Consider the following 26,054-nt stretch of genomic DNA (forward strand, 5'->3'; position numbering starts at 1 on the left):
GCTCGGCTCGGCATGCGAGAGACCGATCCACGCCATATGCTGTAACTAACAAACCTGACGACTGTTTTTCTGCGCCAGTTCAGACTTCGAGGCTCGATTAGGCTGGAAATCGGACAGCGATTCTGATAGCAAAGAGCTATGGACCCGCACTTGCGCGATCTGCGGTATTTCGTCGCCGTCGCTGAGGAATTGCATTTCACGAACGCCGCTCAGCGGCTGCACATCGCACAGCCCACGCTGTCGCGGCAGATCCGTCAGCTGGAACGCCAGCTCGACGTGGTGCTCTTCGATCGCAATCAGCGCAGCGTCGCGCTGACCGTCGCGGGCAAGGAGCTGCTCGACGGCGCCCGCAAGATTCTCGAACTCTGGGAGAACACCAACGCCTCGCTGCAGGAGGCGGGTGAGGTGCTGCGGGTCGGGATCCAGTCGGCGCTCGGCCGCGGGCTGCTCAACGAGCTGGAGTCGGCGAGCGGGCACCGGCTCGCGCTGCACGCCGCCTCCTGGACCGACGGCTCCAGCGGGCTCGCGGGCAGGCAGGCCGATCTGGCGCTGGTCTGGCTCCCGCTCCCCGACCCGAACCGGTACCGCTGGCAGGTGCTGCGCAGCGAGCCGCGCTGGGTGCTGCTGCCGGAGACGCACCCGCTCGCCGATCGGGACCGGATCGAGTTCTCCGACATCGCCGACGAGATCTTCGTCGCGCTGCCCGCCGAGGCGGGCGCGGTGCGCGACTTCTGGGTCGGCAACGACGCCAGGCACGGCCGCCAGGCCAGGATCGGCGCCGAGGCGACCACCCCGGAGGACCGGCTGGAGGCGGTGAGCCTCGGCCTCGGGGTCTGCCTGCTCGCCGAGAACAATGTGCCGATGTACCGCTGGCCCGGGCTGGCGGCGCGGCCGGTGGCCGGGCTGCCGCCGTGCGAGCTCGCGGTGGCCTGGCGGGCCGACGACTCCCGCCCGACCATCCTGGAGTTCGCGGCGCGGGCCACCGAGGGTGGCTTCGCGGGACGGCCGGCGGCGCTGGCGGGGTGATCCGCGCGCGAGCGCGATAAGCTTTTCCCGGGCTCAATTCCCGCCCGGCGCCCGCCCCCGGGCGCGCGGGTAACCCCGGGCAGGGGCATCGGAGCAGGGCCATCCCAGCCGTGGCAGCCCACCGGGCAGCGCCACCGGAACAGAAGGCCGTCGAGACGTATGAGCGCCGATTCGCAACCGAACCCCGGGCTCGGGACGGGGCCGACGGGCGGTACCAACACCGACACCAGGGTCGCTGCCTTCGTCGCCGCCTGGGAGTCGGCGGTGCTCGCCGCCGCAGGCCCGCCGGTGCTCGCCGAGTACCTGCCGGACGCCGCCACCCTGCGCCGCGAAGCGCTGATCGATCTGATCCGCGTCGATCTGTGGGAGCGCTGGGTCGGGCGCAGCGCCGCCGAGCACACCCGCAAGCATCTGCGCGAATACTGCGGCGAGTTCGACGAGCTCGATCCGGCCGCGCTGCCCGCCGAGCTGATCTACGAGGAGTTCGTGATCCGCAGGCACAGCGGCGAACGGCTCGACCCGAACCAGTGCCTCAGCGAGCACCCGGCGCAGGCGAGCGCGCTGCGCGCGCTGCTCAATGCCGACGACCCGGACCAGAGCACCCGCAGGGCCGACCCGGACCCCGATCTGGACTCGGATGCCACCCGAGCGGTGAACCAGGAGACGGTGCTGCATCGTTATACCCCCGTGCCCCGAGGTGACCTGACCGGAACCGCGACCGCCCTCCCGAGCACGCCATCGACCGGCGTTTCCGACACGGGCCGCCTGGACATACTCGATCGCATCGAGGTCGGGCGGCGCATCGACGACTTCGACCTGCTCACCGGGCTCGGCAGCGGCGCCTTCGCGCGGGTCTTCCTGGCCCGCCAGCGGTCGCTGCAGCGGCTCGTCGCGGTGAAGATCTCCGCCGACCACGGCACCGAGCCGCAGACCCTGGCCCAGCTGGACCACGACTACATCGTCCGGGTCTTCGACCAGCGGCTGCTCGACACCGAGCCGGGCGATCGGGCGGTGCGGCGGCTGCGCCTGCTCTACATGCAGTTCCTGCCCGGCGGCACGCTGCTCGGGGTGCTGCGCTGGGTGCGCGCCACCCCGGAGGCCGACCGCACCGGGCAACTGCTGCTGGACGCGGTGGACGCGGCCATGGAGGAGAAGGGCGAGATCCGGCCGACCGACTCCAGCGTCAGGGCCGAGATCGCCGCGCTGAGCTGGCCGGAGACGGTGGCCTGGCTGGGCAGGCGGCTGGCCGAGGCGCTGGACTACGCCGCCGAGCACGGAGTGCTGCACCGCGACGTCAAACCGGCCAATGTGCTGCTCACCGCCGAGGCGGTGCCGAAGCTGGCCGACTTCAACATCAGCTTCAGCCGCAATGTGGAGGGCACGAGCCCGGTCGCCTACTTCGGCGGCTCGCTGGCCTACATGTCGCCGGAGCAGCTGGAGGCCTGCCACCCCGGCATGGACCGCACCGCCGCCGACCTAGACACCCGCAGCGACATCTACTCGCTCGGCGTGGTGCTGTGGGAGCTGCTCACCGGCGCCAAGCCGTTCGACGACAGCACCGCGGAGGCCGACGGCCACGGCGACGACACCACCTTCGAGGCCATGCTGGAGCGCCGCGTCCGCGGCCTGGAGCCCACCGCGCTGAACCGGGTGCCGCCCGGCACCCCGACCGCGCTGCTCCGCATCCTGCGCACCTGCCTCGACCCGGACCGGGACCGGCGCTGGTCCACCGGGGCCAACCTGGCCAAGCAGTTCGAGCTGTGCCTTGACCCGAGGGCGCGGGAGCTGGTCGACCCGGCACCGGAGAGCTGGCGGGTCCGGCTGCGGACCTGGATGATCCCGGTGCTGACGATCGCGGTCGGGGTGCCGAACGTGCTCGCCTCGCTCTACAACATCCACCACAACCAGAACCTGATCGTGGCGCGGCTCACCGAGGAGGCGCAGCGCACCTTCACCGCCGCCACCGGGACAGTGAACGCGGTCTTCTTCCCGCTCGGCTTCCTGCTACTGGTGTACCTGTCGCGGACCATCGTCTCGGTGCCACCGGGGCTGCGGCGCGGGCGCAGGTACGACGTGGCTACGCTCCGCCGGGCCAGGGACCAGACGCTCGCCTTCGGCGACCGCGCGGTGGTGATCCCCTTCACCATGTGGGTGATCGCCGGGATCACCTTCCCGTTCACGCTCTGGCTCGCCACCGGCGATATCGACGGCGGGGCGGTGGTGCACTTCCTCGCCTCACTGGTGGTGTGCGGCGCGATCGCCGTCTCGTACCCGTTCTTCCTCGCCAATTTCTACCTGGTGCGCTGCATCTACCCGATCTTCCTCCGGCACGGCGCGGTGGACGAGGGCGACGCGGTGCGGCTGCGCGGGCTGGCCCGGCGCAGCACCCGCTACCTGGCGGTGGCCGCCTCGGTGCCGCTGCTCGCGGTGGCCGGGGTGACCTTCCTACCACCGCAGGACATCCCCTCGGTGATCGTGGCCGTGCGGGTGCTCTGCGTCGGCGGCATCGTCGCCTTCATCGGCTCCTACGTGCTGTTCCGCGCGCTGGAGGCGGATCTGAAGGCGCTGGAGCGGGTGGTGGCCCCCACCGAACCGGACTAGTTGCCGCCGTAGACCTTCGAGTCGAGCAGGCCGATGTAGGGCAGGTCGCGGTAGCGCTCGGCGTAGTCGAGGCCGTAGCCGACGACGAAGTCGTTGGGGATGTCGAAGCCGACCATGGCGACGTCGACCTTGGTGCGCAGCGCGTCCGGCTTGCGCAGCAGCGTGACCACCTCGAGCGAGGCGGGGTTGCGGGTGGAGAGGTTGCGCTTGAGCCAGGAGAGCGTGAGGCCGGAGTCGATGATGTCCTCGACGATCAGCACGTTCCGGCCCGCGATGTCCTTGTCCAGATCCTTGAGGATGCGCACCACGCCGGAGGACGAGGTGGAGGAGCCGTAGGAGGAGACGGCCATGAACTCCATCTGGGTGGGGATCGGCAGCGCCTTCGCCAGGTCGGTCATGAAGAAGATCGCGCCCTTGAGCACGCCGACCAGCAGGAGGTCGCCCTCGGGGGCGCCGGCTGGGAACCGCTCGGCGATCCGCTCGGCCAGTTCCTTCGTCTTCGTGGCGATTTCTTCCTCGGTGATCAGCACCGAGGCGATGTCGTCCCCGTACACGTCCGTTGGTGTCCTTCCGTGTCGATCACGGACCATCCGCCCGGCCGCGGAGCCGCAGGGTCAGCCTGCCATGCTCCCTGGCGACCACCAACCGGCGGGCCGGGGTTCCGCCGCCGACCGCGACCGCTCCCTGCCCGCGCCAGCGCACGACCAGCGTCTCCACCGCGCGCAGGGTGGTGTCGCCGGGGGCGCGGGCGCCCGCTTCCAGGAGCCAGGAGCGGATCGCCCTGCGCCGGAGCGCCGCGGGCGCCGCTGCGAGCGGGGGCACCTCGAGGTCGGGGTGCGGGCCGGTGCCCGGGGTGCGGGCGGTGGTCAGCAACTCCGCGGCGAGGGCATCGAGGACGGCGGTGTCCTCGCGGAGCTGCGCCGCCGTGCGGGCGAGCGCCGCCGCGACGCCGCCGCCGAGGACGTCCTCCAGGAGCGGGAGCACCTCGTGGCGCAGCCGGACCCGGGTGAACTCGGGGGCGGAGTTGTGCGGGTCGACGTGCGGCCGCAGGTTCAGATCGGCACAGAGGCGCACGGTGTCGGTGCGGCGCACCGCGAGCAGCGGGCGGCCCCAGGGCGGGCTGTGCGGGGCCATGCCGCGCAGCGAGCGCGGGCCGGAGCCGCGGGCCAGGCCGAGGAGGACGGTTTCGGCCTGGTCGTCCAGGGTGTGGGCCAGGAGTACCTCGCGCCCGGCGCGGGCCCCGTCCAGGGCGGCGTAGCGCGCGGCGCGCGCGGCGGCCTCCATCCCGCCGGGGCCGGTCACCTCGACGGGCAGCACGGTGGCCGATGCGCACCCGAGCTCCAGCGCGGCCTGCGCCGCGGCTTCCGCGATCCGCCCCGACCCCGCCTGCAACTGGTGATCCACCACCAGCGCGTGCACCGCCCCCGCCTCGGCGACGGCCGCCGCGGTCAGCGCCAGCGAATCGGCGCCCCCCGAAAGCGCGACGGCCACCTCGGCATCCGGCGCCGAGTACGCCCTCAGCCAGTCGCGAACCGACCGTCGCAGGACCAGAGCGGCGTCGGTCTCCGGCAGCGGAGGCGGGGCGGTACGCTGCCCACGCGCGGCCCGGACGCTCGCGGGTGATGGGGGCGCGACGCGGCTCCGGTCCGGCGCACCGCCGCGTCCCGATTCGGATCCGGAGGCGCTGCCCGAGCCGGGAGCGCCCGGCTCACCACGGCCACCCGCGGGGCCGGATCGCAGGGCACCCGCGCCGGGGCCGCTCGGCGCACCGCCGCCGGCCGGGGTCCGGGCCGGAGCCCCGGAGACGCCCCTATCCGAGCACACGGGCGACCCAACGCCCCGGTTCCGCGATCTCGTCGGGCAGCGGCAGCGTGCTCTCGTCGGTCCAGACGGCATTGAAGCGGGCGGTGCCGACCGTGGCCACCACCTCGTCGACGAACTTCTTCCCGCGCACGTACTGCGCCAGCTTGGCGTCGACGCCGAGCAGCGCGCGCAGCACCCGCTGCACCGGGTTCACCGCGCGCTTGCGGCGCTTGTCGAAGGCGGCGCGGATCTGCTCCACGCTCGGCACCACGGCGGGGCCGACCGCGTCCATGACGTGGTCCGCGTGCCCCTCCAGCAGGGTGCCGAGGACGAGCAGCCGGTCCAGCGCCGCGCGCTGCTCGGGCGCCTGGGAGGCGCGCAGCAGCCCGATCACGCCCCGGTCGGCGGGGTCGTCCGACCCGGTGCCGCCGCGCCTGCGCCGCACCTCGGTGAGCAGCCTGCCGATGAGCTCCCCCGGCGGCTCGTCGGCGGCAGCGCCGAGCACCTCGACATTGCCGCGCATGTACTCGGCCAGCCACGGCGCCGAGGAGAACTGCACCCGGTGCGTCACCTCGTGCAGGCAGACCCAGAGCCGGAAGTCGCTCGGCGAGACCCGCAGCGCGCGCTCCACCGCCATGATGTTCGGCGCGACCAGCAGCAGCGTGCCGTCCTCGCCGGTGAAGGGGTCGTACTGGCCGAGGATGGCGGTGGAGAGCAGCGCGAGCATGGCTCCGGCCTGCACCCCGGCGGGTTTGCCCGTGAACCGGCCGCCGCCGGCCGCACCGTCCGGCCCGTCGGTGAGCTGGGCCATGGAGGCGGCGGCGGCCTCGATCCAGCCGGGCCGGTCCACGATCCGGGCCGAGGGCACCGGTCGGTCGTCGAGCAGCATGCTGACCTCGCGCACCGGCCCCTCGGCCCGCCGCGATGCCTCGGCCAGCTCGCTGACCACCTGCTGCGCCGAGTAGCGGGAGGTGCGCGGCCCGGCGGGCACCAGCGCGCCGCCGGTGCGGGCGGCGAGCCGCCAGTCCACACTCCCGGACAGCGGGGAACGCGGCTTCGCCTCGACCAGGCCGACGTCGGCCCCGTTGGATCCTTCGCTCATCTCACCCACCCGTCAGGAGCAGCCACAGTTGCGCAGTGTGCCTGCGATGGCGTCGAGTGCGGGCCGGCTCACCTCCGGTGGCCGGTCGTTCGACATCAGCGCGAACGTCAGCACGCGCCCATCGCGATCGAGCACATACCCGACCAACGCGCTGGCGACCGAGAGAGTTCCGGTCTTGGCCCTGACCCAGCCCGCGCCCACCGGATCGCCGCCGGTGTACCGGCTCGCCAGCGAGCCGGTGGCGCCGGCGACCGGCAGCGTGTCGAGCAGCGGCGCCAGCTTCGCCGCGAGCGCGCCGCTCTCCGGCTGCGCGCTCGTCCCCGCCGGTCGCACCACGGCGTCCCCGGTGGGCTCGGCGGCGGCGGTGAGCACGGCGGCGAGCGCGCGGGCGGGCGCCCGGTCGTCCACCGAGAGCCCGCTGGTGTCGTGCAGGGTCACCCCGGTGAGGTCGAACCCGGCCTCGGTGAGCACGGCGCGCACCGCGGTGGCCGCGCCGTCGAAGCTCTGCGGCAGCCCGCGCGCGGCGGCCACCTCCCGGCCCACCGTCTCGGCGAGCACATTGTCCGACCACACCATGAGCTGCCTGAGCCGGTCGCGCAGCGGCGCCGAGCGCACGCTCGCCAGCTCGGCCGCGCCCGGCGCGGCGGTGCCGAGTTCGACCTTCGCCGGGTCGATGCCGAGCTGGGTGGCGAGCTGCCGCCCCGCGTCCAGCGCCGGGGTGGTGCTGCGCGGCGCGTACTCGACCAGCGGGTCGAGCCTGCCGCCGTCGATCATCACCGGCTCCAGCGGCGCGATCGAGCCGCCGGGGATATCGGCCGGGTCCCAGCCCTTCGCCATGGTCGGCCCGGTGTAGACCGAGGTGTCGACCACGATGGTGTCGATGCCGCGGCCCCGCAGCCCGGCCGCCAGGTCGGCGAGCCTGGCCGCGCCGGGGTAGTAACCCTTGCCGTCCGGCCTTGCGGTGATCGTCGGGTCGCCCGCGGCGACGAGCACCGCCTCGTTCGGCGCGGCCCCGGCGACCACCCGCGTGGTGACCCGGCTGTCCGCGGGCAGCGCGAGCAGCGCGGCGGCGGTGGTCAGCACCTTGAGCGTGGAGGACGGGATCATCGGGGTGTCCGGGGTGCCGCTCCACAGCACCGCCCCGCTGTCCGCGTCGGTCACCTGGCCGGAGAAGGCGCCGAGGTCGGGGTTGGCGACCACCCCGGCGAGCGCCGCCCCGATGCCGCCGGCGCTGGGGGCGGCGGCGTTCGAGGGCGCCGGATCGATCTTCGGGTCCACCGTCACCGTGGCGGGCGGCGCCGCGACGGTCAGCCCGCCGTGCCGGAACTCCGGCGTCCACGGCTGCACGATGAGCGCCACCGACGCCACCATGGAGACCAGCACGACCAGCGCCAACCCCGCCCAGAGCCGGGTGCGGCGGCGGCGCCGCGCGGCCAGCTCGCCGGTGTTCCTGTTGTTCCCGCCCGTCACGTGTCCGCCGCTCCTCCTCCGGCCGCCCGCGCGGCCGCCTCCCGCACCCGAGTGCTCGACGCCCACACTATCCTCGTTGCGCAATCGTTCCTCAGTACAACCTGGCGCAGTCGGCAGACTCCGCACGACCGATGAAGGAGATGGCGTGGAGTTCGACGTCACCATCGAGATTCCCAAGGGTTCCCGGAACAAGTACGAGGTGGACCACGAGTCCGGCCGGGTCAAGCTGGACCGCTACCTCTACACCTCCATGGCGTACCCGGCGGACTACGGCTACATCGAGAACACCCTCGGTGAGGACGGTGACCCGCTGGACGCGCTGGTGCTGCTGCCCGAATCGGTCTTCCCCGGCGTGATCGTCGAGGCCCGCCCGGTGGCCATGTACCGGATGACCGACGAGGCCGGTGGCGACGACAAGATCCTCGCGGTGCCCGCGGGCGACCCGCGCTGGGAGCACATCCAGGACCTGCCGGACGTGCCGGAGTTCGAGCTGGCCGCGATCAAGCACTTCTTCGAGCGGTACAAGGATCTGGAGCCGGGCAAGTTCGTGAAGGGCTCGGAGTGGGTCGGCCGCGCCGAGGCCGAGGCCGAGGTGCAGGCCTCGCTGAAGCGGCTGCAGGACAGCGGCGGGCACTGACCGCACGCGCCGAAGGGCGGGAAGTCCGATGGATTCGGACTTCCCGCCCTTCGCATGCGGTGACCGGGCGGTGGAGGGGGATGCCCGCCGATCACCAGGTGGAGTAGTACAGATCCCACTCGCCGTCGTAGTTCAGGACGCACTCGTAGTACTTCCAGTCCGGGTGCGCCGGGCCGTACTCGCCGTCGGCGGAGCAGGCGGCGTAGGTGGAGTAGGTGCCGACCCAGATGGTCTCGACGGTGCGGTACTCGGGCGCGGCGGAGGCGGTCGCCGCCGTCGACACCCCGGCGACGGCGGCGGCAGCCAGCAGGCCTGCCATGGCGAAGGACTTGATCCGCATTTCGTGTGCTCCTGTCGGTGTTGCTTCGTGCTCGTCGACAGGAACATTACGAGCGGAAAACCCCTGGTACAGCCACCCCTAGGGGTGGTGACACCCACCCCTGGGGCGAGCCGCTACCGACCCTGGAAGCGGGGCTCCCGCTTCTCGAAGACCGCCTGGATGGCCTCGGTGAGATCGTCCGACGGCAGGAACGCGGCATTCCACGCGGAGACGTAGCGCAGCCCGGCCGCCACCTCGGCGGTGAGCCGCTCGTTGAGCACGTCCTTGACGCCCTGCACCACCAGCGGCGGGTTCGCCGCGATCTCGCGGGCCACCGCGTGCGCCGCGTCGAGCACCGCCTCCTGGTTGTCGAACACCTCGTTGACCAGGCCGATCCGCTCGGCGCGTGCGGCGTCGATGTCCTTGCCGGTGAAGGCGAGTTCGCGCAGGTGGCCCTCGGAGATCACCGCGGGCAGCCGCTGCAGCGAGCCGACGTCGGCCACGATCGCCACCTTGGCCTCGCGCAGGCTGAACGTGGCCTCGGCGCTGGCGTAGCGGATGTCGGCGGCGGCGATCAGGTCCAGCCCGCCGCCGATGCACCAGCCGGAGACCGCGGCGATCACCGGCTTGGCGCAGTTCGCGACCGCCGTGATCGACGCCTGCATCGCGCGGATCTCGTTCAGGAAGGTGGTGCGCGGCGCGGCCAGCGCGCGGTCGCCCATGAGCGGGCCGAACGACCCGGCCATGGCTGGCAGGTCGAGCCCGTAGGAGAAGTTCTTGCCGGAGCCGGTCAGCACGATGGCGCGGACCTCGGGGTCGGCGGCGAGGCCGTCGAAGATCTCCGGGAGCTCGCGCCAGAAATCCGGGCCCATGGCGTTGCCCTTGCCCGGCCCGGTGAGCGTCACCTGGGCGACCTGGTCCTTCGTCTCGACCGTGAAGGCCTGCCAATCAGTCATTTGTACAGCGTATCGAGGCGGTGCCGCCGCTTGTAAAGCTTGTGCAAACTTCGGGCTCCGGTGCTGGTCTCCGCGGTGCGGCGGAGCCGATGATGGTCCTCTCGCCCCTCGGAGGTCGCCATGCTCATGCATCAGGGAATCGGGCTCGACCGCTTCAACACCATGCCGAACGGCCGCGCCGTGCACGCCCTCTTCGAGTGCTGCTGCTGCGTCACCTGGGCGACCAGGATCAGCGCGGGGCGCCCCTACCGGGACCACGACGACCTGCACAATGCCGTCGAACTGGAGCTGCTCGCGCTCTCCGCGGGCGACCTGGAACGGGCCTTCGACACCGTGGTGCACGAGGCCTGCGGCGACCACACCGTCGAGACGCTGGCCAAGATCGTTTCGGCGCGGATCGAGCGGATGCTCGGCCCCGAGGGCGGCTACCCCGAGTACTGAGCGCGAGACCCGCACTGCCGCATCGAGACTGCGCGGCGTCCGAACCGCGACCCCGGACCGGGCTTGCGGCCCTACCCTGGTCGCATGCGCAAGTCGAGCCTGCCGCCGGGCGCGATCCGGGTCTCCGACACCCTGATCTCGCGGGGGCACCACGGCGTGATCCTGACCCGGCCCGAGCCCATCGATACCGCCGAGGACGCCGCGCGCGCACTCGGGGTCGACCCGGGCGCCATCGTCGAGGCCCTGGTCTTCCTGCTGGACGACGAACCGGTGCTGCTGCTGGTCGGCGGCGGACGCCAGGTCCAGCTGGAGAGCACATCGGCGCGGCTGGAGGGGCTGCTCACCCCCGCCCCCGAGGCGCTCACCAGGGAGGTCACCGGGCAGCCCGCGGGCGGGGTGGCCCCGCTCGGGCACCCGGCGAACCTCTCCACCTGGGTGGACACCGCGCTCGCCGCGCACCCGCAGCTGTGGGCGGCGGGCGGGCACCCCGGCACGCTGTTCCGCACCTCGTTCACCGAGTTGGTGCGGATCACCGCCGGACAGCCGGTCGACATGAGCTGAGCACGCGTAGGTTCGGTGCTGTGAGTGCACCCAGTTCCAACGGCATCACCGCCGAGCAGTACCGCGCCTCCATGCGGCACTACCCGGCGGGCGTCACCATCGTGACGCTGCGGGCCGCGCACGGCCCGGTCGGCTTCACCGCCACCTCGTTCGCCTCGCTCTCCCTCGACCCGCCGCTGGTGTCGTTCAACATCGCGCACACCTCGTCCAGCCTGGAGGCGCTGCGCGCCGCCGAATCGGTGGTGATCCACTTCCTCGGCGCGCACCAGCGGGAGCTGGCGCAGCGCTTCTCGCGCAGCGCCGCGGAGCGGTTCGCCGACCCGGCGCTCTGGGCCGAGCTGGAGTCCGGGGAGCCGGTGCTGCACGAGACCCCGCTCTGGTTGCGCGCCGTCGTGCACCAGCGCTTCGATATCGGCGACCACACCTTCGTCGCCGGGCTCGTCACCCGCGTGCACGACGAGACGCAAGGGGCGTCACCCGCGGCGCCGCTCCTCTACTACGACGGCCGCTACCACCAGCCCACCGAGTTGGGCTGAACGTTCGGGATCGTGGTCCGAGCGCGCCTCGCGGCGCGATATCGAGCCGAGGCGGCCGCTTGCGGCCCCGATACAGGGGTCAGAATCCCGCGCAGGGGGCGGCGCCGACAGCATCGGCGCCGAGGGGGCGAGTTTCCGGGATGGGGCTCCAAGCCCCGTTCTCGGCGGCGTAGGACCACGCCGACTCCCCGCGCACCAGCGTGTGCAGCGCCGAGATCAGCCGGTCCACGTGCTCCACCGTGGTCCCCACGCCCACACTGGCCCGCAGCGCGGCGGGCAACCCGAGCCGCTCGAGCAAGGGATGCGCGCAGAACCGCCCGTCCCGCACCCCGATCCCGTGCTCCGCGGAGAGATACGCGGCGACGTGCCCCGGCGCGAACCCGTCCACCGTGAACGCCACGATCCCCACCCCTTCCCCGCTGTCGCTGAAGATCCGCGGCTGCGAAACCCCTGGCACCCCGGCCAGCCCGTCCCGCAACCGCTCGGTCAGCGCCCGCTCGTGCGCCACGAACCGCTCCTCCGGAAAAGCCGCCAGCGCCTCGCAGGCAGCGGCAACCGCCGCCGCCCCGAGCACATTCGGCGACCCGCCCTCGTGCCGCTGCGGCGCCGGAGCCCACTCGGTCTCCGTCACCGAGACGGAGCGAACCGCGCCGCCCCCGGCGAGATACGGCGGCGCCGCGTCCAGCCAGTCCCGCCGCCCGACCAGCACACCGGCCCCGAACGGCGCGTACAGCTTGTGCCCCGAGCACACCAGGTAGTCGATCCCGGTGTCGCGCAGCGAGATCCGCCGGTGCGGCGCCAGCTGCGCCGCGTCGACCAGCAGCCGAGCCCCGCAGCGGTGCGCGATCTCGGCCAGCTCGCGCAGCGGCAGCAGCTCCCCGGTCACATTGGAGGCGCCGGTGACGGCGAGCAGCGCGGCCGGCTTGCAGCACAGCTCGGCGACCAGCCTGCGCAGCGTCTCGGCCACGGTGTCGGCCGCCGTCACCACCCGGCGGCCGTTGGCGAGCCAGGGCAGGAAGTTGGCGTGGTGCTCGATATCGAGCACCACGGTGTCGCCCGGCACGCAGCGGGCCAGCAGGTTCAGCGCGTCCGTCGTCCCCCTGGTGAACACGGTGACCTGGTCGTCCTCGGCGTCGAAGAACGCGCCGACGGTGCCGCGGGCACTCTCGTAGCACTCGGTGGAGACCCGCGAGGCGTACCCGGCGCCGCGGTGCACGCTGGCGTAGTAGGGCAGCAGCGCCGAGACCCGCTCGGTCACCGCGGCGAGGGCGGGGGCGCTCGCGGCGTAGTCGAAGTTCGCGTAGCCGACGGTGCCGCCCTGCACCAGCGGGACGGCGAGGCTGTCGCCGGAGGTCGCCGCGAGCGGGGCACAGGTCGGTTCGAGCACAGCGGTCATCACGTCAATCCCAACTATCGGGGACTCGCAAACGGAAGCCGTCGAGTCCGCGCTTGCCGCGCCCGGTCGGGCGGCGGCCCGGTCGTCACCCGGAGCACCCCGCCGCGGAGGAGGGTTGCCGACCAGCAAGCCGGGGCTGAACGCTGGCACTCATGACCTGGGGAAGAGACTGACAAAGCCGAACCGGGGTTGTCAAGGGCGGCTCCGGCGAAGATCACAGCTCCCGGCCGCGCGGGCCCCACCAGGTACGAATGCCGGGGTGAACGCCGGATGAACAGCGGCGCACCCGTTCGACCAGCGCGAATACCCGTGCGGCCGAGTACCGTGGACAACCGGTCGCCGCCGGGTTCGCCCGCTGGTAACCCGAACATGGCAGAACGAGCGGGAAGTGTGGGCACATCGATGAAAGGTGGTGGGGACGTCATGGTCCGACCACAGCTCCATCCGGAGGAACTCGATTCCGCTGCCCCCGGCGCGGCGCCGCCCGGCACCGCCACGCTCCCCGACCCGCTGCGCCGCGGCGCGCTCGCCGCGCCCCCGCGCACGCTCGTCGACATCGTCACCGCTACCGCCCAGGAGTTCCCGGACGCGGCCGCCATCGACGACGGCGAGACGGTGCTCAGCTACCTGGAACTCGTGGTCGAGATCGAAGCGGCGATGAACCGGCTCGCCGAGGCCGGGGTGCGGCGCGGTGCTCGCGTTGGCATTCGGCTACCTTCCGGCAATCGGCAGTTGTACGTCACCATCCTGGCGGTGCTCTACTGCGGCGCGGCCTACGTCCCGGTGGACGCGGACGACCCCGAGGAGCGCGCCCGGCTGGTCTTCGGCGAGGCGCAGGTGGCGGCGATCGTCACCGCCGACGGCATCCTGCCCGGCACCCGCGACGCCGCGGCGGCCGCCGACAGCGACTGGGCGGATCTCCCCACCCCCGACGACGACGCCTGGATCATCTTCACCTCCGGCTCCACCGGCACCCCCAAGGGCGTCGCGGTGACGCACCGCAATGCCGCCGCCTTCGTCGACGCCGAGGCCAACCTCTTCCTCCCGGACGCCCCGATCGCCCCCGGCGACCGCGTGCTGGCCGGCCTCTCGGTCGCCTTCGACGCCTCCTGCGAGGAGATGTGGCTGGCCTGGCGCAATGGCGCCTGCCTGGTCCCGGCCCCGCGCGACCTGGTGCGCACCGGCGCCGACCTCGGCCCGTGGCTCATGCGACGCGGCATCACCGTTGTCTCCACCGTCCCGACGCTGGCCGCCACCTGGCCCGCGGAGGCGCTGGACGGCGTGCGCATGCTCATCTTCGGCGGCGAGGCGGTGCCGCCGGAGCTGGCCGAGCGGCTGGCCCGCGACACCGAGCGCGAGGTGTGGAACACCTACGGCCCCACCGAGGCCACCGTTGTCGCCTGCGCCGCCCGGCTGACCGGGGAGCCGCCGGTGCGCATCGGGCTCCCGCTGGACGGCTGGGACCTGGTGGTGGTGAATGCCGAGGGGCAGCCGGTGCCGGAGGGCGAGACCGGCGAGCTGGTGATCGGCGGCGTCGGGCTGGCCCGCTACCTGGACCCGGTCAAGGACGCGGAGAAGTACGCCCCGCTGCCGACGCTCGGCTGGGACCGCGCCTACCGCAGCGGCGACCTGGTGCGCAACGACCGCGCGGGGCTCGTCTTCCTCGGCCGCGCCGACGACCAGATCAAGCTGGGCGGGCGGCGGATCGAGCTCGGCGAGATCGACAACGCGCTGCAGCACCTGCCCGGCGTCACCGGCGCGGCCGCCGCCATCCGCACCACCAAGGCGGGCAACAAGATCCTGATCGGCTACCTCACCGGCCCGGACACCGACTACGACCTGCGCGCCGCCCGCGCCGCGCTGGCCGGGCAGCTGCCTGCGCCGCTGGTCCCCCGGCTCGCCATCGTCGACGACATGCCGACGAGGACCTCGGGCAAGGTCGACCGCAATGCGCTGCCCTGGCCGCTGCCGAACGCCGCCGAGGACGACCCGGAGAACGAACTCACCGGCACCGCGCTCTGGATCGCCGGGATCTGGGACTCCATCCTCGGCGCCGAGATCACCGGCCCCGACGCCGACTTCTTCGACCTGGGCGGCGGCTCGCTCGCCGCCGCCCAGCTGGTCACCGCGCTGCGCGACCGCTACCCCACGGTCACCGTCGCCGATGTCTACGACCATCCCCGGCTCGGCGCCATGGCCGACCTGCTGGACCAGAGCACCCCCGCGGTCGCCGTCGTGGACCGCACGGTCCGCCCGACCCCGCGCGCGGCGCAGCTCGCCCAGGTGCTCGCCACCGTGCCGCTCACCACGCTGACCGGGCTGCAGTGGCTCACCTGGCTGGCCATCGTCGGCAATGTGGCGGCCTGGTCCGGCCCGCTGCCGTGGCTGCCCGCGCTCTCCTGGTGGTGGACGCTGCTCGCCTTCGTGCTCTTCATCTCCCCGCCCGGCCGGATGGCGCTCTGCGTCGTCGGCGCGCGGACCCTGCTGGCCGGGCTGCGGCCGGGCAGCTACCCGCGCGGCGGCTCGGTGCACCTGCGGCTCTGGGCCGCGGTCCGGCTCTCCGAGGCCTCGGGCGCGGAGAACCTCTCCGGCGCGCCCTGGATGGTGCCCTTCGCCCGCGCGCTCGGCGCCAAGATCGGCCCCGGCGTCGACCTGCACAGCCTGCCGCCGGTCACCGGCATGCTGGAGCTCGGCGAGGGCTGCAGCGTCGAGCCCGAGGTGGACCTGGCCGGGTACTGGATCGACGGCGACGTGGTGCACATCGGCCCGATCGTGGTGGGCGCGGGCGCGGTGGTCGGCTCCCGCTCGGTCCTGCTGCCCGGGAGCAAGATCGGGCGCGGCGCCGAGGTGGCGCCCGGCTCGGCGGTGGCCGGAAAGGTCAAGGCCGGCCAGGAGTGGGCGGGGTCGCCCGCGGGCAAGGTCGGCAAAGCCAGGCACCGCTGGCCCGCGCAGCGGCCCGGCCGGGCCAGGCACTGGGTGGCGATCTTCGGCGTCACCTCGATGGCGCTCGCCGCGGTGCCCATCGCCGGCCTCGCCGCGGGCGGGCTCTTCCTCGCCTGGGCCATCCGCGACACCGGCACGCTCGGCCAGGGCGCGCTCCGCGCCTTCCTGCTGCTCCCGCCCGCCGTGCTGCTCAGCCTCGGCGTCTACGCGGCGATCACCATCGTCGCGGTGCGGCTGCTCAGCATCGGGCTGACCGAGGGATACCACCCGGTGCGCAGCCGGGTCGGCTGGCAGGCCTGGTCCACCGAACGGCTGCTGGACGGCGCGCGCACCTTCCTCTTCCCGCTCTACGCCAGCCTGTTGACCCCGATCTGGCTGCGGCTGCTCGGCGCGAAGATCGGCAAGAGCGTCGAGGCATCGACGGTGCTGCTGCTGCCCAAGTTCACCACCGTCGCCGACGGCGCCTTCCTGGCCGACGACACCATGATCGCCAGCTACGAACTGGGCGGTGGCTGGCTGCACATCGGCGAGGCCAAGGTGGGCAAGCGCGCCTTCCTCGGCAACTCCGGGATGACCGCGCCCGGCCGCCGGGTGCCGAAGAACAGCCTGGTCGCGGTGCTCTCCGCGGCGCCGTCGAAGGCCAAGGCGGGGTCGTCCTGGCTGGGCAGCCCGCCGGTTCGGCTGCGCAGGGCCGCGGAGAACGCCGACACCACCCGCACCTTCGACCCGCCGCCGCGGCTGCGGCTGGCCCGCGCCGCGGTGGAGACCTGCAGGCTGATCCCGGTGCTGGTCACCTTCGGCATCGGGCTCGGCGTGCTGTTCACCCTGGCGGCGCTGGCCAGGGGAATCGGCCACCTGGCGACCGCACTGCTCAGTGGCATCGTGCTGATGGTGGCCGGGGCGGTGGCGGGCGGCATCGCGGTGCTGGCCAAGTGGCTGCTGGTCGGGCGGATCGGCCGGGACGAGCACCCGCTGTGGAGTTCGTTCGTCTGGCGCAACGAGGTCTCCGACACATTCGTGGAAACCGTTGCCGCTCCGTGGTTCGCCCGGGCCGCGACGGGTACCCCCGTGATGATCCTGTGGTTGCGCGGTCTCGGCGCCAAGATCGGCCGCGGGGTATGGTGCGAGTCCTATTGGCTGCCGGAGGCCGACCTGGTGACGCTCGGTGACGGCGCGACAGTGGAGCGGGGGTGCGTGGTGCAGACCCACCTCTTCCACGACCGGATCATGGCGATGGACACCGTCGTGCTGGAGGAGGGCGCCACGCTCGGCCCGCACTGCGTCGCGCTGCCCGCCGCCACGCTCGGAGCCGGCGCGACCGTCGGCCCGGCCTCGCTCGTCATGCGCGGCGACACGGTGCCCGCCTCCACCCGCTGGTGGGGCAACCCGATCGCGCCGTGGTACCTGAACGACCCCGGGACGGTGTGATGGGCGGCAAGTTCTACGACGCCCCCATCGACGAATACCTCCCGCAGAACGGCAACCGGGGATACCGCGTCTCCCGCTACGAGCTGGAGCTCGGCTACCGGGTGGCGGGCAACCGGCTCACCGGCCGGGCCGTGATCACCGCGGTCACCACCGAGGCGCGCGACCGCTTCGCGCTCGACCTCTCGCAGGCCATGCGGGTGACCAAGGTCTTCGTCAACGGCATGAAGGCCGCGCGCTACGTGCACCAGCACCACAAGCTGGTGGTCACCCCGCAGCAGAAGATCCCCGCGGGCGGCGTGCTCACCTTCACCGTGCAGTACGGCGGAACGCCGCGGCCGGTGCGCGGGCCGTGGGGCGAGGTCGGCTGGGAGGAGCTCACCGAGGGCGCGCTGGTCGCCAGCCAGCCGAACGGCGCCGCGTCGTGGTTCCCCTGCGACGACCACCCGAGCTCGAAGGCCAGCTACCGCATCGCCATCACCACCGACTCGCCGTACTACGCGCTCGCCAACGGCACCCTGGTGCGCAAGCAGACCAAGGCCAGCCAGACCACCTGGGTGTACGAGCAGCCCGAGCCGATGGCCGGCTACCTGGCCACCATCCAGATCGGGCACTACCGCAGGCACCGGATCGGCTCCGCGCACAGCCCGGTGCCGATGGACGCCGTTGTCCCGACCCGGCTGCGCGCCGCCTTCGAGCACGACTTCGCCAGGCAGCCGCGGATGATGGAGCTCTTCACCGAGCGCTTCGGCCCCTACCCCTTCGTCGGCTACACCGTCGTGGTCACCGACGACGAGCTGGAGATCCCGATCGAGGCGCAGGGCATCTCCATCTTCGGCGCCAACCACTGCGACGGCAGGCGCAGCGCCGAGCGGCTGGTGGCGCACGAGCTCGCGCACCAGTGGTTCGGCAACAGCGTGACCATCAGGCAGTGGCGCGACATCTGGCTGCACGAGGGCTTCGCCTGCTACGCCGAGTGGCTCTGGTCCGAGGAGTGCGGCGGGCCGGGCGCCGACCGAATGGCCCGCGCCGCCAGGCACAACCTGGCCAGGCAGCGGCAGGACATCGTGGTCGGCGACCCGGGCCCGGCCCGGATGTTCGACGACCGGGTCTACAAGCGCGGCGCGCTCACCCTGCACGCACTCCGGCTGGAGCTCGGCGACCGCGCCTTCTTCGCGCTGCTGCGCGAGTGGACCACCCGCTACCGGCACTCCTCGGTGATCACCGAGGAGTTCACCGACCTGGCCGGGCACTACACCACGATCCCGCTGCGCCCGCTCTGGGAGTCCTGGCTGCACCGCGCCGAGCTGCCGCAGCTGCCGCCGCTCGGCGGGGTTCAGGGCGCCAGGTAGCGGGCGGCCAGCTCCTCGACCAGCGGGTCGTCGTCGGCGACGGCCTCGAGGTCGATGAGGTCGGTGCGGACCGCGTTCTGCCTGGTGTCGTCGTGCTCCGGATCGGGCGCGCCGTCCTCGGCGAGCTGGCGCTCCAGCTTCTCCCGGATCCTGGCCTTCAACGTGTCACTCATACCCATTGGCTTCCCGCCGCTCGGTCGGCGAATCTAGACCGGGGTGAGCCAGCCGCCCAGCGGCGAGTTGCGCAGCACCGTGTAGACCGCCAGCATTCCGAGGAACGCCCAGAGCATCCACTTCTCCAGCCCGGGCAGCCGCACCCCCTCGCCGCGCCAGGCCCTGCGGGTCCAGTCGGCGAGCCACAGCACGAAGGCGAGCACCAGCGGCAGCACCAGGATATTGCTGTGCAGCGAGCCGAGCAGGTCGCCCTCGGTGAGCAGGTGCGTACCGCGCAGCCCGCCGCAGCCGGGGCAGTACCACCCGGTGAGCGCGTAGACCGGGCATACCCCGTAGGAGCCTTCCACGTGCGGATCGCGCAGGTGCAGCAGCACCGCGACGCCGATTCCGGCGCCCGCGACGGCCAGCGGCGCGACCACGCCGAAGCGGCTCCGGGTAGCGGTAGTCACGGCTTCCAACGGTAGCGCACCGGATACCCGGGCGCCGCCAACCGTAACGGTCCGACGGTTTTGGACGGATCTCACAAAAGAGGCTCTTCAATCGTGCGCAATATATCCACCGTCCATAACACGTATGGGGCTCTGAATTTTGGGTATAAACGCTGCACGAGCAAGGATTTCCCGAGAGGAGCGCTTGCTCTGGCAAGCACTTTGCTTGCGGCGTATGGTGTGGCGGTAGACACAAAGGAGTGTGCTCGCATGCTGGTCAAGTCGATGCGGACGGTCGCCGGGCTCCGCGGATCCGAACCCCTCACCGCCGCCTACCGCGCCGGGCTGCGCTCACGCACCTACGGCTCCGCCTCGCTGAACCGTCCCGCCGCCGAGCCCGACATCTTCCCGGTCACCACCGTGGACGGCGCCAAGCTCCGGGTGCACGCCTACGGCCCCGCCGATGCCGACGCCATCGTGCTCATCCACGGCTGGAGCTGCTGTATCGAGTACTGGAACCCGCAGATCAACGCCTTCGCCGAGAACTTCCGGGTGATCTCCTACGATCAGCGCGGCCACGGCGACAGCGGCCTCGGCCGGCTCGCCCCCAGCGGCGAGACCTTCGCCGACGACCTCGCCACCGTGCTCGACGCCACGCTGCGCCCCGGGCAGAAGGCGCTCCTGGTCGGCCACAGCATGGGCGGCATCACCATCCAGGCCTGGGCGCAGCGCTACCCCGAGCAGGTCGCCCGCCGCGCGGCCGGTGTCATCCTGGCCAATACCGCCGCCAAGGACATCAAGAGCGAGACCGACCTGCTGCCGCTGTTGAACAAGCAGCTCTCGGTGGGCGGCAACCCCCTCACCCTGCTCGGCGCCGCCGTCCGGATGCCCATGTTCGTCGCCGAGGCGCTGCTCTTCGCCCCGGTACCGGTACCCGACGTCTGGCCGGTCGGGCTCGCGCTCAAGCACCGGGTGATGACGAGCAGGGCCACCGACGAGCAGGTCTCCTTCGCGCTCGACGTCGTCCGCTCCTGCCGCCCGCTCTCCCGCGGCCTGCACGCCGCCGCGCTCGCCGAACTCGACCTCGGCGAAGCCGCCGCGCACCTGGCCTCGGTGCCGACCACGGTGATCGCCGGGGAGCACGACAAGCTGCTGCCCGAGCGGCTCTCCCGGCCGATCGTGCAGCACATCGTGCAGGCCGGTGGGACGGTCGACTATCAGGTGTGGCCGACCGGGCACCTCGGGAATGTCGAGGAGGCGGAGCGGTTCAATGCCGAGATCGCCCGGATGGCGGGGATCTCCGGTGGGGTCACGGCGGTGGCGGGCTGACCGCTTTCCCCGAAGCCGAGGTCGCGGTCCGCTGGGGCCGCACCGGCGACTCCCGCTTCCCCGCCGCCGCCGAGGTGGACGGCCGCTGGTGGGTGGTGCGCGCGAACCCGTTCCCCGACCACGAGATGTACACGCTCTTCGTGGACGGGCAGGTCCGCTTCGACTTCTCCGACGCTCCCGAGCCGTGGACCGGGCTCCGCACCGGCCTGCGCGGGCTGGGCCGCCGGTCCATCCGCGCCGCACTCACCCCGCTTCGCCCGTTCGCCGTCTACGGCAGCGAAGTCGGGCAGCCCTGCGACATCCCCTTCTGCTGCGGCTGACGCCACGTGTCGAGAATGCAATTCTCGTAGTCGCCGACCCTTAACCTCGCCGATACCAGCGCCAACGCAACAGCCGGTTGACTGCGCAGCACCCTCATGGAAATCTGTAGTTCCAAAATGAGAATATAATTCTCACAAGGAGGACTACGCATGGCCACAGCGCTTGCGGCAGAGGTCTCGACCTGGCCCGAGGACAACCCGCAGCTGATCGGCAGCCGGTGCGCCGCCTGCGCCGCCACCACCTGGCCGCGGCAGTCGCGCTGCCCGCGGTGCAGCGGCCCGGACATGGCCGACCTGCTGCTGCCCCGCACCGGCACCCTGATCGCCTGGACCACCCAGGGTTTCGTGCCGAAGCTGCCGTACGCGGGCAAGGAGAACGCCGACAGTTTCCAGCCCTTCGGCGTCGGCCTCGTGCAGCTCGGCGACGACGTGCGGGTGGAGACGCGGCTCACCGAGTCCGACCCCGAGGTGCTGCGCTTCGGCATGGACGTCGAGCTGACCTTCGTGCCGCTCTACGTCGACGACACCGGCGAAGAGGTCATGACCTGCGCCTTCCAGCCGGTTCAGTGAGGAGATCCAGATGAACGACGTCGCCATCATCGGCGTGGGGCTGCACCCGTTCGGCCGCTTCCCGAAGACCGCCATCGAGCTCGGCGCCGAGGCCATCCAGCTCGCGCTCGCCGATGCCGGGGTGCAGTGGAAGGACATCCAGTTCGGCTTCGGCGGCAGCTACGAGGTGAGCAACCCCGATGCCGTCACCCGCCTGGTCGGCCTCACCGGCATCCCCTTCACCAATGTCTTCAACGCCTGCGCCACCGCGGCGAGCTCGATCGAGCAGACCGCCGAGGCCATCCGCTCCGGCCGGTACGACATCGGCATCGCCGTCGGCATGGACAAGCACCCGCGCGGCGCCTTCACCGACGACCCGGCCAAACTCGGCCTCCCCTCCTGGTACGCCGAGAACGGCCAGTTCGTGACTACCCAGTTCTTCGGCATCAAGGCCAATCGCTACATCCACGAGCACGGCATCTCGCAGCGCACCCTCGCCAAGGTCGCCGCCAAGAACTTCCGCAATGGGGCGCTCAACCCGAATGCCTTCCGGCGCAAGCCCATCTCCGAGGACGACATCCTCAACTCGACCATGCTCAACTACCCGCTCACCCAGTACATGTTCTGCTCCCCCGACGAGGGCGCGGCGGCGGTGATCATGTGCCGCGGCGACCTCGCCGCCCGCTACACCACCAAGCCGATCTACCTGCGCAGCAGTGCGATCCGCACCCGCCGCTACGGCGCCTACGAGGTGCACAGCACCTGGGCCGCCATCGACGAGGACGTCTCGCCCACCGTCTACGCCTCCCGGGCCGCCTTCGAGACCGCGGGCATCGGCCCCGAGGACGTCGACGTCATCCAGCTCCAGGACACGGACGCGGGCGCCGAGGTGATCCACATGGCGGAGAACGGGTTCTGCAAGGACGGGGAGCAGGAGAAGCTGCTCGCCGAGGGGGCGACCGAGATCGGCGGGCGGTTGCCGGTCAACACCGACGGGGGGTTGATCGCCAACGGTGAGCCGATCGGGGCGTCCGGGATCCGGCAGGTGTACGAGATCGTGCAGCAGCTGCGCGGGACGGCCGGGGAGCGGCAGGTTCCCGGCCACCCCAAGGTGGGATTCGCGCAGGTCTACGGTGCGCCCGGTACCGCCGCGGCCTCGGTGCTCACCACCTGAGTGCGGGGAACGAGTTCGGCCCGGCCGGTGTGGCCGAGCCGAACTCACCGTCAGCTCCGACGGAAACCCGCCGCGGACCTCGCGTTCGCGGGGCCCGGTCCGTACGGGCGCCCGCGCGGGTCAGAGCCGAGTCATCGTCGATTCGTACCCGCCCCCGCCGGGGTAGACCCACGCCCCCGCGTTGCTGCGGTCGTCCTCGGTGAAAACGCCGCGGTAGTAGGCGGGCGATCCCTTCTCGCCCGCCCAGATCGTGAGCGTGTCGCCCTCGAGTTCGTAGACGTAGTCGAAGGTGTTGCCCGCGCTGTCGTAGAAGCGCGAGGTGATGTCGGGCGCGGGCGCCTCCGCGCCGAACGGGCGCTCCCGGCCGATGATCTCCAGGCCGCGGATGTGCTGCCCGTACTGGTGCAGCTCGACGTGCTGGATCAGGAAGAATCCGCCCGCCATCCACTCGTACCGGATTTCTCCCTCGACCTCGGGGCCGCGCACGCGCCACGCTCCGGTCAGCCGGTCGAGGCGGCGCAGTTCGGCGTCCGGGCCGTGCTCGGTTCCAGTGCTCATCGTTCGAGTCCTTTCGGTAGGGGTATCGGTAGTGATTCAGTCCGCGGAATTCAGCGCCCGGACAGCGATGACCGATGGCCACAGCCACAGCATCGCCCCGCCGAGCAGCATCCAGCGGTAGTCGGGCAGCCCGAATGCCACCGCCGAGAGCACGAGGTAGGCCAGCGCGGTCCCGACCGAGTAGGCGGCCCAGCCACGGCGGCCGGCCCTGGCGAACCGGCGCGCACCGACGAACGCGGCGACGACCAGCGCCAGCCCGGCCGTGGCCGGGGCGATCGAGTGCAGGACGCCGTGCCAGGACACGGTCTCGGTGGCGCCGGGCGGGAAGCCGTCCGCGGCGTCGGCCGGGAACACCCCCGCCCAGATCAACGCGACACCGTAGGCCGCGATCAGCCCGGGCACCAGGGACCATCGGCGGCCTGCATCGAACCTCCGGTGCAGCCCCGCCGCCCCCGCGACCGCCAGCGCGCCTGCGAGCAGGAAGTTCGCCACCTGGAGCCAGCCGAAGTCGCCGAGGGCGAGCAGGCTCAGCGGATGCCGCGCGGGATCGAACCCGGTCCGGGTGATCGCCTGGAGAACGATTGCGGAAACGAACAGCGGCCCCGCGACCGCACCGCAGGCGAGGAGCGATTTCGCGGAGGCATCGACGGCCGTCGGCGGCGAAGTGGTGGTCATGGTCGCTCTCCTTCGTCATTGAACCATTTGGTTCACTGAACTTATTGGTTCAGTATCATGCCAATCGAGACCGCGGCCGTCAACGCCCGGCGGGTTTAGGCGTCGCCCGGTTCCCGCCAGCGGGGTCGAGTCCAGATAGGTGATCTCGTAGACCCGCTCGGCGAACCGCCAGCCTGCTCCCACGCGCCGGTAGCGATCGTGGTAGACGGCGTAGTTGGTATGCGAACGGCCGTCCCGCAGCCGTCCGAACTCGTGGACGTAGGCGCGGCCCGATGCCGTATCCCCGGTGAGGGCGATCGGACCGGGGTGCGTGGTCTGCACGAAGCACTCCCACGCACCCTGCATCCGCTCGACGTTCGCGCGGATCGCCGCCCGCCCCCGCAGCTCGATGCCTGCCTCCGGAATCCGCCACACCCCGTCATCGGTGAAGAGCGCGGCGAAGCGGTCGTAGTCGTGCATCATCGCGAACGCTATGTGGGCGAATGGATTCCGGAGCCGGTGCCCGGTCGCATCGGATGGCTCGGCGAGCCCCAGGCAGGCGCCGCCGATCCCGCCGACCGGGTCACCCTCGACGAATCCCTCGGCATGGCCTTCCTCGTGGTGCTCGACGCGATGACCCCGGCCGAACGGGTCGCCTTCGTCCTGCACGACGTGTTCGGCTACCCGTTCGCCGAGATCGCCGCCATTGTCGGGCGCAGTCCGGGCGCCTGCCGCCAGCTGGCCTCGTCGGCACGGCGCAGGCTGCGTTCGTCGCATCGCCCGGTGCCGCACACGGCCAGGGAGACCGCGGTCGTCGCCGAGTTCCGGCGCGCCTGGCAGGCGGGCGATATCGACGCGCTGGTCGAGGTGCTCGACCCCGGCGTCACCGCGATCGCGGATACCGGCGGCCTGGCTCGGGGCTACCCGCACCCGCTGCGCGGCGCCGAGCAGGTCGCGCACGCGTGTGTCGAAGTGCGCGCTAAGGTCGCGGAGCTGACGTTGCGGGAACATGCGGTCAACGGTCGCCCCGGCCTGGTGGCCCTGCTCGACGGCGCCGTCGTGACGGTCTACGCGCTGGACGTCGCGGGATCGCGGATCACCCGCATCTGGGCGATCCGGAATCCGGAGAAACTGCGCGCCTGGACCTGACCGCCGCGCGCCGGCCGGCAGCCGGCACGTCGCCGGTCACCGTGCGCTTCCTGGTCGGCCCGGTCCGTGGGCGTGGCGTAGGTGACGAGGCCGGCCCGGGTTCAGCGGCAGCAGTTGGGGTCGAGTACCACGCACAGCGCGGACAGGGCTTCGCGGCGGGCCCGATGGTAGGTGTTCATTCCCCGGCGCTCGGAGCCGATGAGCCCGGCCTTGCGGAGCTGGGTGAGGTGGTGGGAGACGGTGGACTCGCCCAGCGCGACGGCTTCGGCGAGCTCACCGCTGTTGCGTTCACCCCCCGGGTCGCTGAGCAGGATCGACAGCAGCCGCACCCGCACCGGGTCGGCGATGGCCTTGAGCCGCAGCGCGATCGCCAGCGCGGTGTCCTCGTCCACCGGGGCCGCGGCGACCGGGGCGCAGCAGACCGGGGCGGTCGTGTCGATCACGGGCAGCGTCTTGGGCATGTCCCCCACCCTACCGACCTTCTTGACATATGTCGAAGATGTGGCGCAGACTCGGCCTCGCAAGTTCTTCGACATACATCACACAACCCCGGAGGTGGCGGTCATGTCCCGCATCCAGCTCGCCCTGAACGTCGATGATCTCGACACCGCGATCGGCTTCTACTCCACCCTGTTCGGCACCGGCCCGGCCAAACGCAAGCCCGGCTACGCCAACTTCGCCGTGCAGAACCCGCCGCTGAAACTGGTCCTCATCGAGAACCCCGGCCACGGCGGGCAGCTCAACCACCTCGGCGTCGAGGTCGAGACCTCCGAGCAGGTCCACTCCGAGATCGACCGGCTCTCCCGAGCAGGGCTGTTCACCGAGGAGCAGATCGCGGCCACGTGCTGTTTCGCCACCCAGGACAAGGTGTGGGTGACCGGGCCGGACGCCGAGCGGTGGGAGGTCTACACCGTGCTCGCCGACACCGAGCACTTCGGCGCCGACACTCCGCCCTCCCGCGAGGGCGACGCCGAGGCGGTGGCGGTGTGCTGCGGCACCCGCGAACAAGCCGACGCCGAGGGCACGTGCTGCGGCAGCGACGCCAAGGCGGCGGCAGTCGCCTCCGGCGCCCCCTGCTGCTGACCCCCGCGATACCGCTTTCGGCCCCGCCCTTCGTTGTTGATTCGATAACGATCGATGGCGTGATACAT

Annotated in this window: 27 protein-coding genes and 1 riboswitch; of the genes, 14 read left to right on the plus strand and 13 right to left on the minus strand. The window is 72.0% G+C overall.

The window, feature by feature from the left end; all coding sequences use genetic code 11:
- Positions 1–138 precede the first annotated feature (138 nt).
- Complete coding sequence (locus NH2_RS03350) at positions 139–1,026, plus strand: LysR family transcriptional regulator (RefSeq protein WP_067648014.1); 888 nt, start codon at positions 139–141, stop codon at positions 1,024–1,026.
- A 159-nt stretch (positions 1,027–1,185) separates the two neighbouring features.
- Positions 1,186–3,627 carry a serine/threonine-protein kinase gene (locus NH2_RS03355; RefSeq protein ID WP_067648017.1) on the plus strand — a complete coding sequence of 814 codons (2,442 nt, stop codon included), beginning with the start codon at positions 1,186–1,188 and terminating at the stop codon, positions 3,625–3,627.
- On the opposite strand, the gene hpt is transcribed toward NH2_RS03355, so the two are convergent.
- From hpt to dacB, 4 genes are all read right to left on the minus strand, one after another.
- The gene (gene hpt / locus NH2_RS03360; RefSeq protein ID WP_067648020.1) at positions 3,624–4,181 is read right to left on the minus strand and encodes a hypoxanthine phosphoribosyltransferase; all 558 of its coding nucleotides are present in this window, start codon (positions 4,179–4,181) and stop codon (positions 3,624–3,626) included. The genes NH2_RS03355 and hpt overlap by 4 nt on opposite strands.
- 25 nt (positions 4,182–4,206) lie before the next feature.
- Positions 4,207–5,199 carry a tRNA lysidine(34) synthetase TilS gene (gene tilS / locus NH2_RS03365; protein ID WP_067649187.1) on the minus strand — a complete coding sequence of 331 codons (993 nt, stop codon included), beginning with the start codon at positions 5,197–5,199 and terminating at the stop codon, positions 4,207–4,209.
- A gap of 238 nt (positions 5,200–5,437) precedes the next feature.
- A complete protein-coding gene (locus tag NH2_RS03370) occupies positions 5,438–6,532 on the minus strand; it encodes a zinc-dependent metalloprotease (RefSeq protein ID WP_084505180.1) in 1,095 nt (364 codons plus the stop codon).
- 12 nt (positions 6,533–6,544) lie between these two features.
- A complete protein-coding gene (gene dacB, locus NH2_RS03375; protein WP_067648023.1) occupies positions 6,545–8,002 on the minus strand; it encodes a D-alanyl-D-alanine carboxypeptidase/D-alanyl-D-alanine endopeptidase in 1,458 nt (485 codons plus the stop codon).
- A gap of 145 nt (positions 8,003–8,147) precedes the next feature.
- Here dacB and NH2_RS03380 point away from each other — a divergent pair, with 145 nt between their 5' ends.
- Entirely contained in the window at positions 8,148–8,639 is a 492-nt protein-coding gene (locus tag NH2_RS03380; protein ID WP_067648026.1) for an inorganic diphosphatase, read from the plus strand.
- A gap of 91 nt (positions 8,640–8,730) precedes the next feature.
- Here NH2_RS03380 and NH2_RS03385 read toward each other — a convergent pair whose 3' ends face one another.
- Together NH2_RS03385 and NH2_RS03390 are read right to left on the minus strand one after the other, a co-directional pair.
- Positions 8,731–8,979 carry a hypothetical protein gene (locus NH2_RS03385; protein ID WP_067648029.1) on the minus strand — a complete coding sequence of 83 codons (249 nt, stop codon included), beginning with the start codon at positions 8,977–8,979 and terminating at the stop codon, positions 8,731–8,733.
- Positions 8,980–9,092: 113 nt separating this feature from the next.
- On the minus strand, positions 9,093–9,914 hold the full coding sequence (locus NH2_RS03390; protein ID WP_067648030.1) for a crotonase/enoyl-CoA hydratase family protein: 822 nt from the start codon (positions 9,912–9,914) through the stop codon (positions 9,093–9,095).
- 120 nt (positions 9,915–10,034) lie between these two features.
- On the opposite strand from NH2_RS03390, the gene NH2_RS03395 reads away from it, so the two are divergent.
- The 3 genes from NH2_RS03395 (at position 10,035) to NH2_RS03405 (ending at position 11,452) form a co-directional block, all read left to right on the plus strand.
- The gene (locus tag NH2_RS03395; RefSeq protein WP_067648031.1) at positions 10,035–10,355 is read left to right on the plus strand and encodes a 2-oxo-4-hydroxy-4-carboxy-5-ureidoimidazoline decarboxylase; all 321 of its coding nucleotides are present in this window, start codon (positions 10,035–10,037) and stop codon (positions 10,353–10,355) included.
- Positions 10,356–10,439: 84 nt separating this feature from the next.
- Positions 10,440–10,916 (plus strand): YbaK/EbsC family protein, encoded by a 477-nt coding sequence (locus tag NH2_RS03400; protein ID WP_067648034.1) that lies wholly within the window; start codon positions 10,440–10,442, stop codon positions 10,914–10,916.
- 71 nt (positions 10,917–10,987) lie between these two features.
- Entirely contained in the window at positions 10,988–11,452 is a 465-nt protein-coding gene (locus NH2_RS03405) for a flavin reductase family protein (RefSeq protein ID WP_084505239.1), read from the plus strand.
- A 79-nt stretch (positions 11,453–11,531) separates the two neighbouring features.
- Here the strand turns inward: NH2_RS03405 and NH2_RS03410 are convergent, their stop codons facing one another.
- Positions 11,532–12,848, minus strand: coding sequence for an aminotransferase class V-fold PLP-dependent enzyme (locus NH2_RS03410; protein WP_067648037.1), 1,317 nt, complete (start codon positions 12,846–12,848; stop codon positions 11,532–11,534).
- Between the two features lie 44 nt (positions 12,849–12,892).
- Positions 12,893–13,006: riboswitch (SAM riboswitch) on the minus strand.
- A 244-nt stretch (positions 13,007–13,250) separates the two neighbouring features.
- On the opposite strand from NH2_RS03410, the gene NH2_RS03415 reads away from it, so the two are divergent.
- Together NH2_RS03415 and NH2_RS03420 are read left to right on the plus strand one after the other, a co-directional pair.
- Entirely contained in the window at positions 13,251–17,219 is a 3,969-nt protein-coding gene (locus NH2_RS03415) for a Pls/PosA family non-ribosomal peptide synthetase (RefSeq protein ID WP_174552801.1), read from the plus strand.
- Positions 17,219–18,568 carry a M1 family metallopeptidase gene (locus NH2_RS03420; RefSeq protein WP_067648040.1) on the plus strand — a complete coding sequence of 450 codons (1,350 nt, stop codon included), beginning with the start codon at positions 17,219–17,221 and terminating at the stop codon, positions 18,566–18,568. The genes NH2_RS03415 and NH2_RS03420 overlap by 1 nt, the downstream gene beginning before the upstream one ends.
- On the opposite strand, the gene NH2_RS03425 is transcribed toward NH2_RS03420, so the two are convergent.
- Together NH2_RS03425 and NH2_RS03430 are read right to left on the minus strand one after the other, a co-directional pair.
- Positions 18,553–18,741 carry a hypothetical protein gene (locus tag NH2_RS03425; RefSeq protein ID WP_067648043.1) on the minus strand — a complete coding sequence of 63 codons (189 nt, stop codon included), beginning with the start codon at positions 18,739–18,741 and terminating at the stop codon, positions 18,553–18,555. The two genes, NH2_RS03420 and NH2_RS03425, sit on opposite strands and share 16 nt — an antisense overlap.
- A 33-nt stretch (positions 18,742–18,774) precedes the next feature.
- Positions 18,775–19,191, minus strand: a complete 417-nt coding sequence (locus NH2_RS03430) for a DUF2752 domain-containing protein (protein WP_245650406.1) — start codon at positions 19,189–19,191, stop codon at positions 18,775–18,777.
- A 249-nt stretch (positions 19,192–19,440) separates the two neighbouring features.
- Between NH2_RS03430 and NH2_RS03435 the strand changes: the two genes are divergently transcribed.
- The 4 genes from NH2_RS03435 to NH2_RS03450 all read left to right on the plus strand — a co-directional run bounded on the left by NH2_RS03435 (position 19,441) and on the right by NH2_RS03450 (position 22,542).
- Positions 19,441–20,499 carry an alpha/beta fold hydrolase gene (locus NH2_RS03435; RefSeq protein ID WP_067648049.1) on the plus strand — a complete coding sequence of 353 codons (1,059 nt, stop codon included), beginning with the start codon at positions 19,441–19,443 and terminating at the stop codon, positions 20,497–20,499.
- 74 nt (positions 20,500–20,573) lie between these two features.
- The gene (locus tag NH2_RS03440; protein WP_245650407.1) at positions 20,574–20,819 is read left to right on the plus strand and encodes a hypothetical protein; all 246 of its coding nucleotides are present in this window, start codon (positions 20,574–20,576) and stop codon (positions 20,817–20,819) included.
- A gap of 150 nt (positions 20,820–20,969) precedes the next feature.
- A complete protein-coding gene (locus NH2_RS03445) occupies positions 20,970–21,389 on the plus strand; it encodes a Zn-ribbon domain-containing OB-fold protein (RefSeq protein WP_067648052.1) in 420 nt (139 codons plus the stop codon).
- A gap of 10 nt (positions 21,390–21,399) precedes the next feature.
- Entirely contained in the window at positions 21,400–22,542 is a 1,143-nt protein-coding gene (locus NH2_RS03450; RefSeq protein WP_067648055.1) for a thiolase family protein, read from the plus strand.
- Positions 22,543–22,662: 120 nt separating this feature from the next.
- On the opposite strand, the gene NH2_RS03455 is transcribed toward NH2_RS03450, so the two are convergent.
- Genes NH2_RS03455 through NH2_RS03465 form a run of 3 tightly spaced genes read right to left on the minus strand, consistent with a single transcriptional unit; the run spans position 22,663 to position 24,237 of the window.
- A complete protein-coding gene (locus NH2_RS03455; protein WP_067648058.1) occupies positions 22,663–23,100 on the minus strand; it encodes a hypothetical protein in 438 nt (145 codons plus the stop codon).
- 36 nt (positions 23,101–23,136) lie between these two features.
- On the minus strand, positions 23,137–23,775 hold the full coding sequence (locus tag NH2_RS03460) for a DUF998 domain-containing protein (RefSeq protein ID WP_067648061.1): 639 nt from the start codon (positions 23,773–23,775) through the stop codon (positions 23,137–23,139).
- Positions 23,776–23,790: 15 nt separating this feature from the next.
- Positions 23,791–24,237, minus strand: a complete 447-nt coding sequence (locus tag NH2_RS03465) for a nuclear transport factor 2 family protein (RefSeq protein ID WP_067648065.1) — start codon at positions 24,235–24,237, stop codon at positions 23,791–23,793.
- Positions 24,238–24,273: 36 nt separating this feature from the next.
- Here NH2_RS03465 and NH2_RS03470 point away from each other — a divergent pair, with 36 nt between their 5' ends.
- Entirely contained in the window at positions 24,274–24,903 is a 630-nt protein-coding gene (locus NH2_RS03470; protein ID WP_245650408.1) for a sigma factor-like helix-turn-helix DNA-binding protein, read from the plus strand.
- Between the two features lie 101 nt (positions 24,904–25,004).
- On the opposite strand, the gene NH2_RS03475 is transcribed toward NH2_RS03470, so the two are convergent.
- Positions 25,005–25,364 carry an Rv2640c family ArsR-like transcriptional regulator gene (locus NH2_RS03475; protein ID WP_067648071.1) on the minus strand — a complete coding sequence of 120 codons (360 nt, stop codon included), beginning with the start codon at positions 25,362–25,364 and terminating at the stop codon, positions 25,005–25,007.
- 103 nt (positions 25,365–25,467) lie between these two features.
- Here NH2_RS03475 and NH2_RS03480 point away from each other — a divergent pair, with 103 nt between their 5' ends.
- A complete protein-coding gene (locus tag NH2_RS03480; RefSeq protein ID WP_084505183.1) occupies positions 25,468–25,986 on the plus strand; it encodes an ArsI/CadI family heavy metal resistance metalloenzyme in 519 nt (172 codons plus the stop codon).
- Positions 25,987–26,054: the final 68 nt, after the last annotated feature.

It is taken from the genome of Nocardia harenae NBRC 108248 (assembly GCF_001612885.1).
Taxonomy (GTDB): domain Bacteria; phylum Actinomycetota; class Actinomycetes; order Mycobacteriales; family Mycobacteriaceae; genus Nocardia; species Nocardia harenae.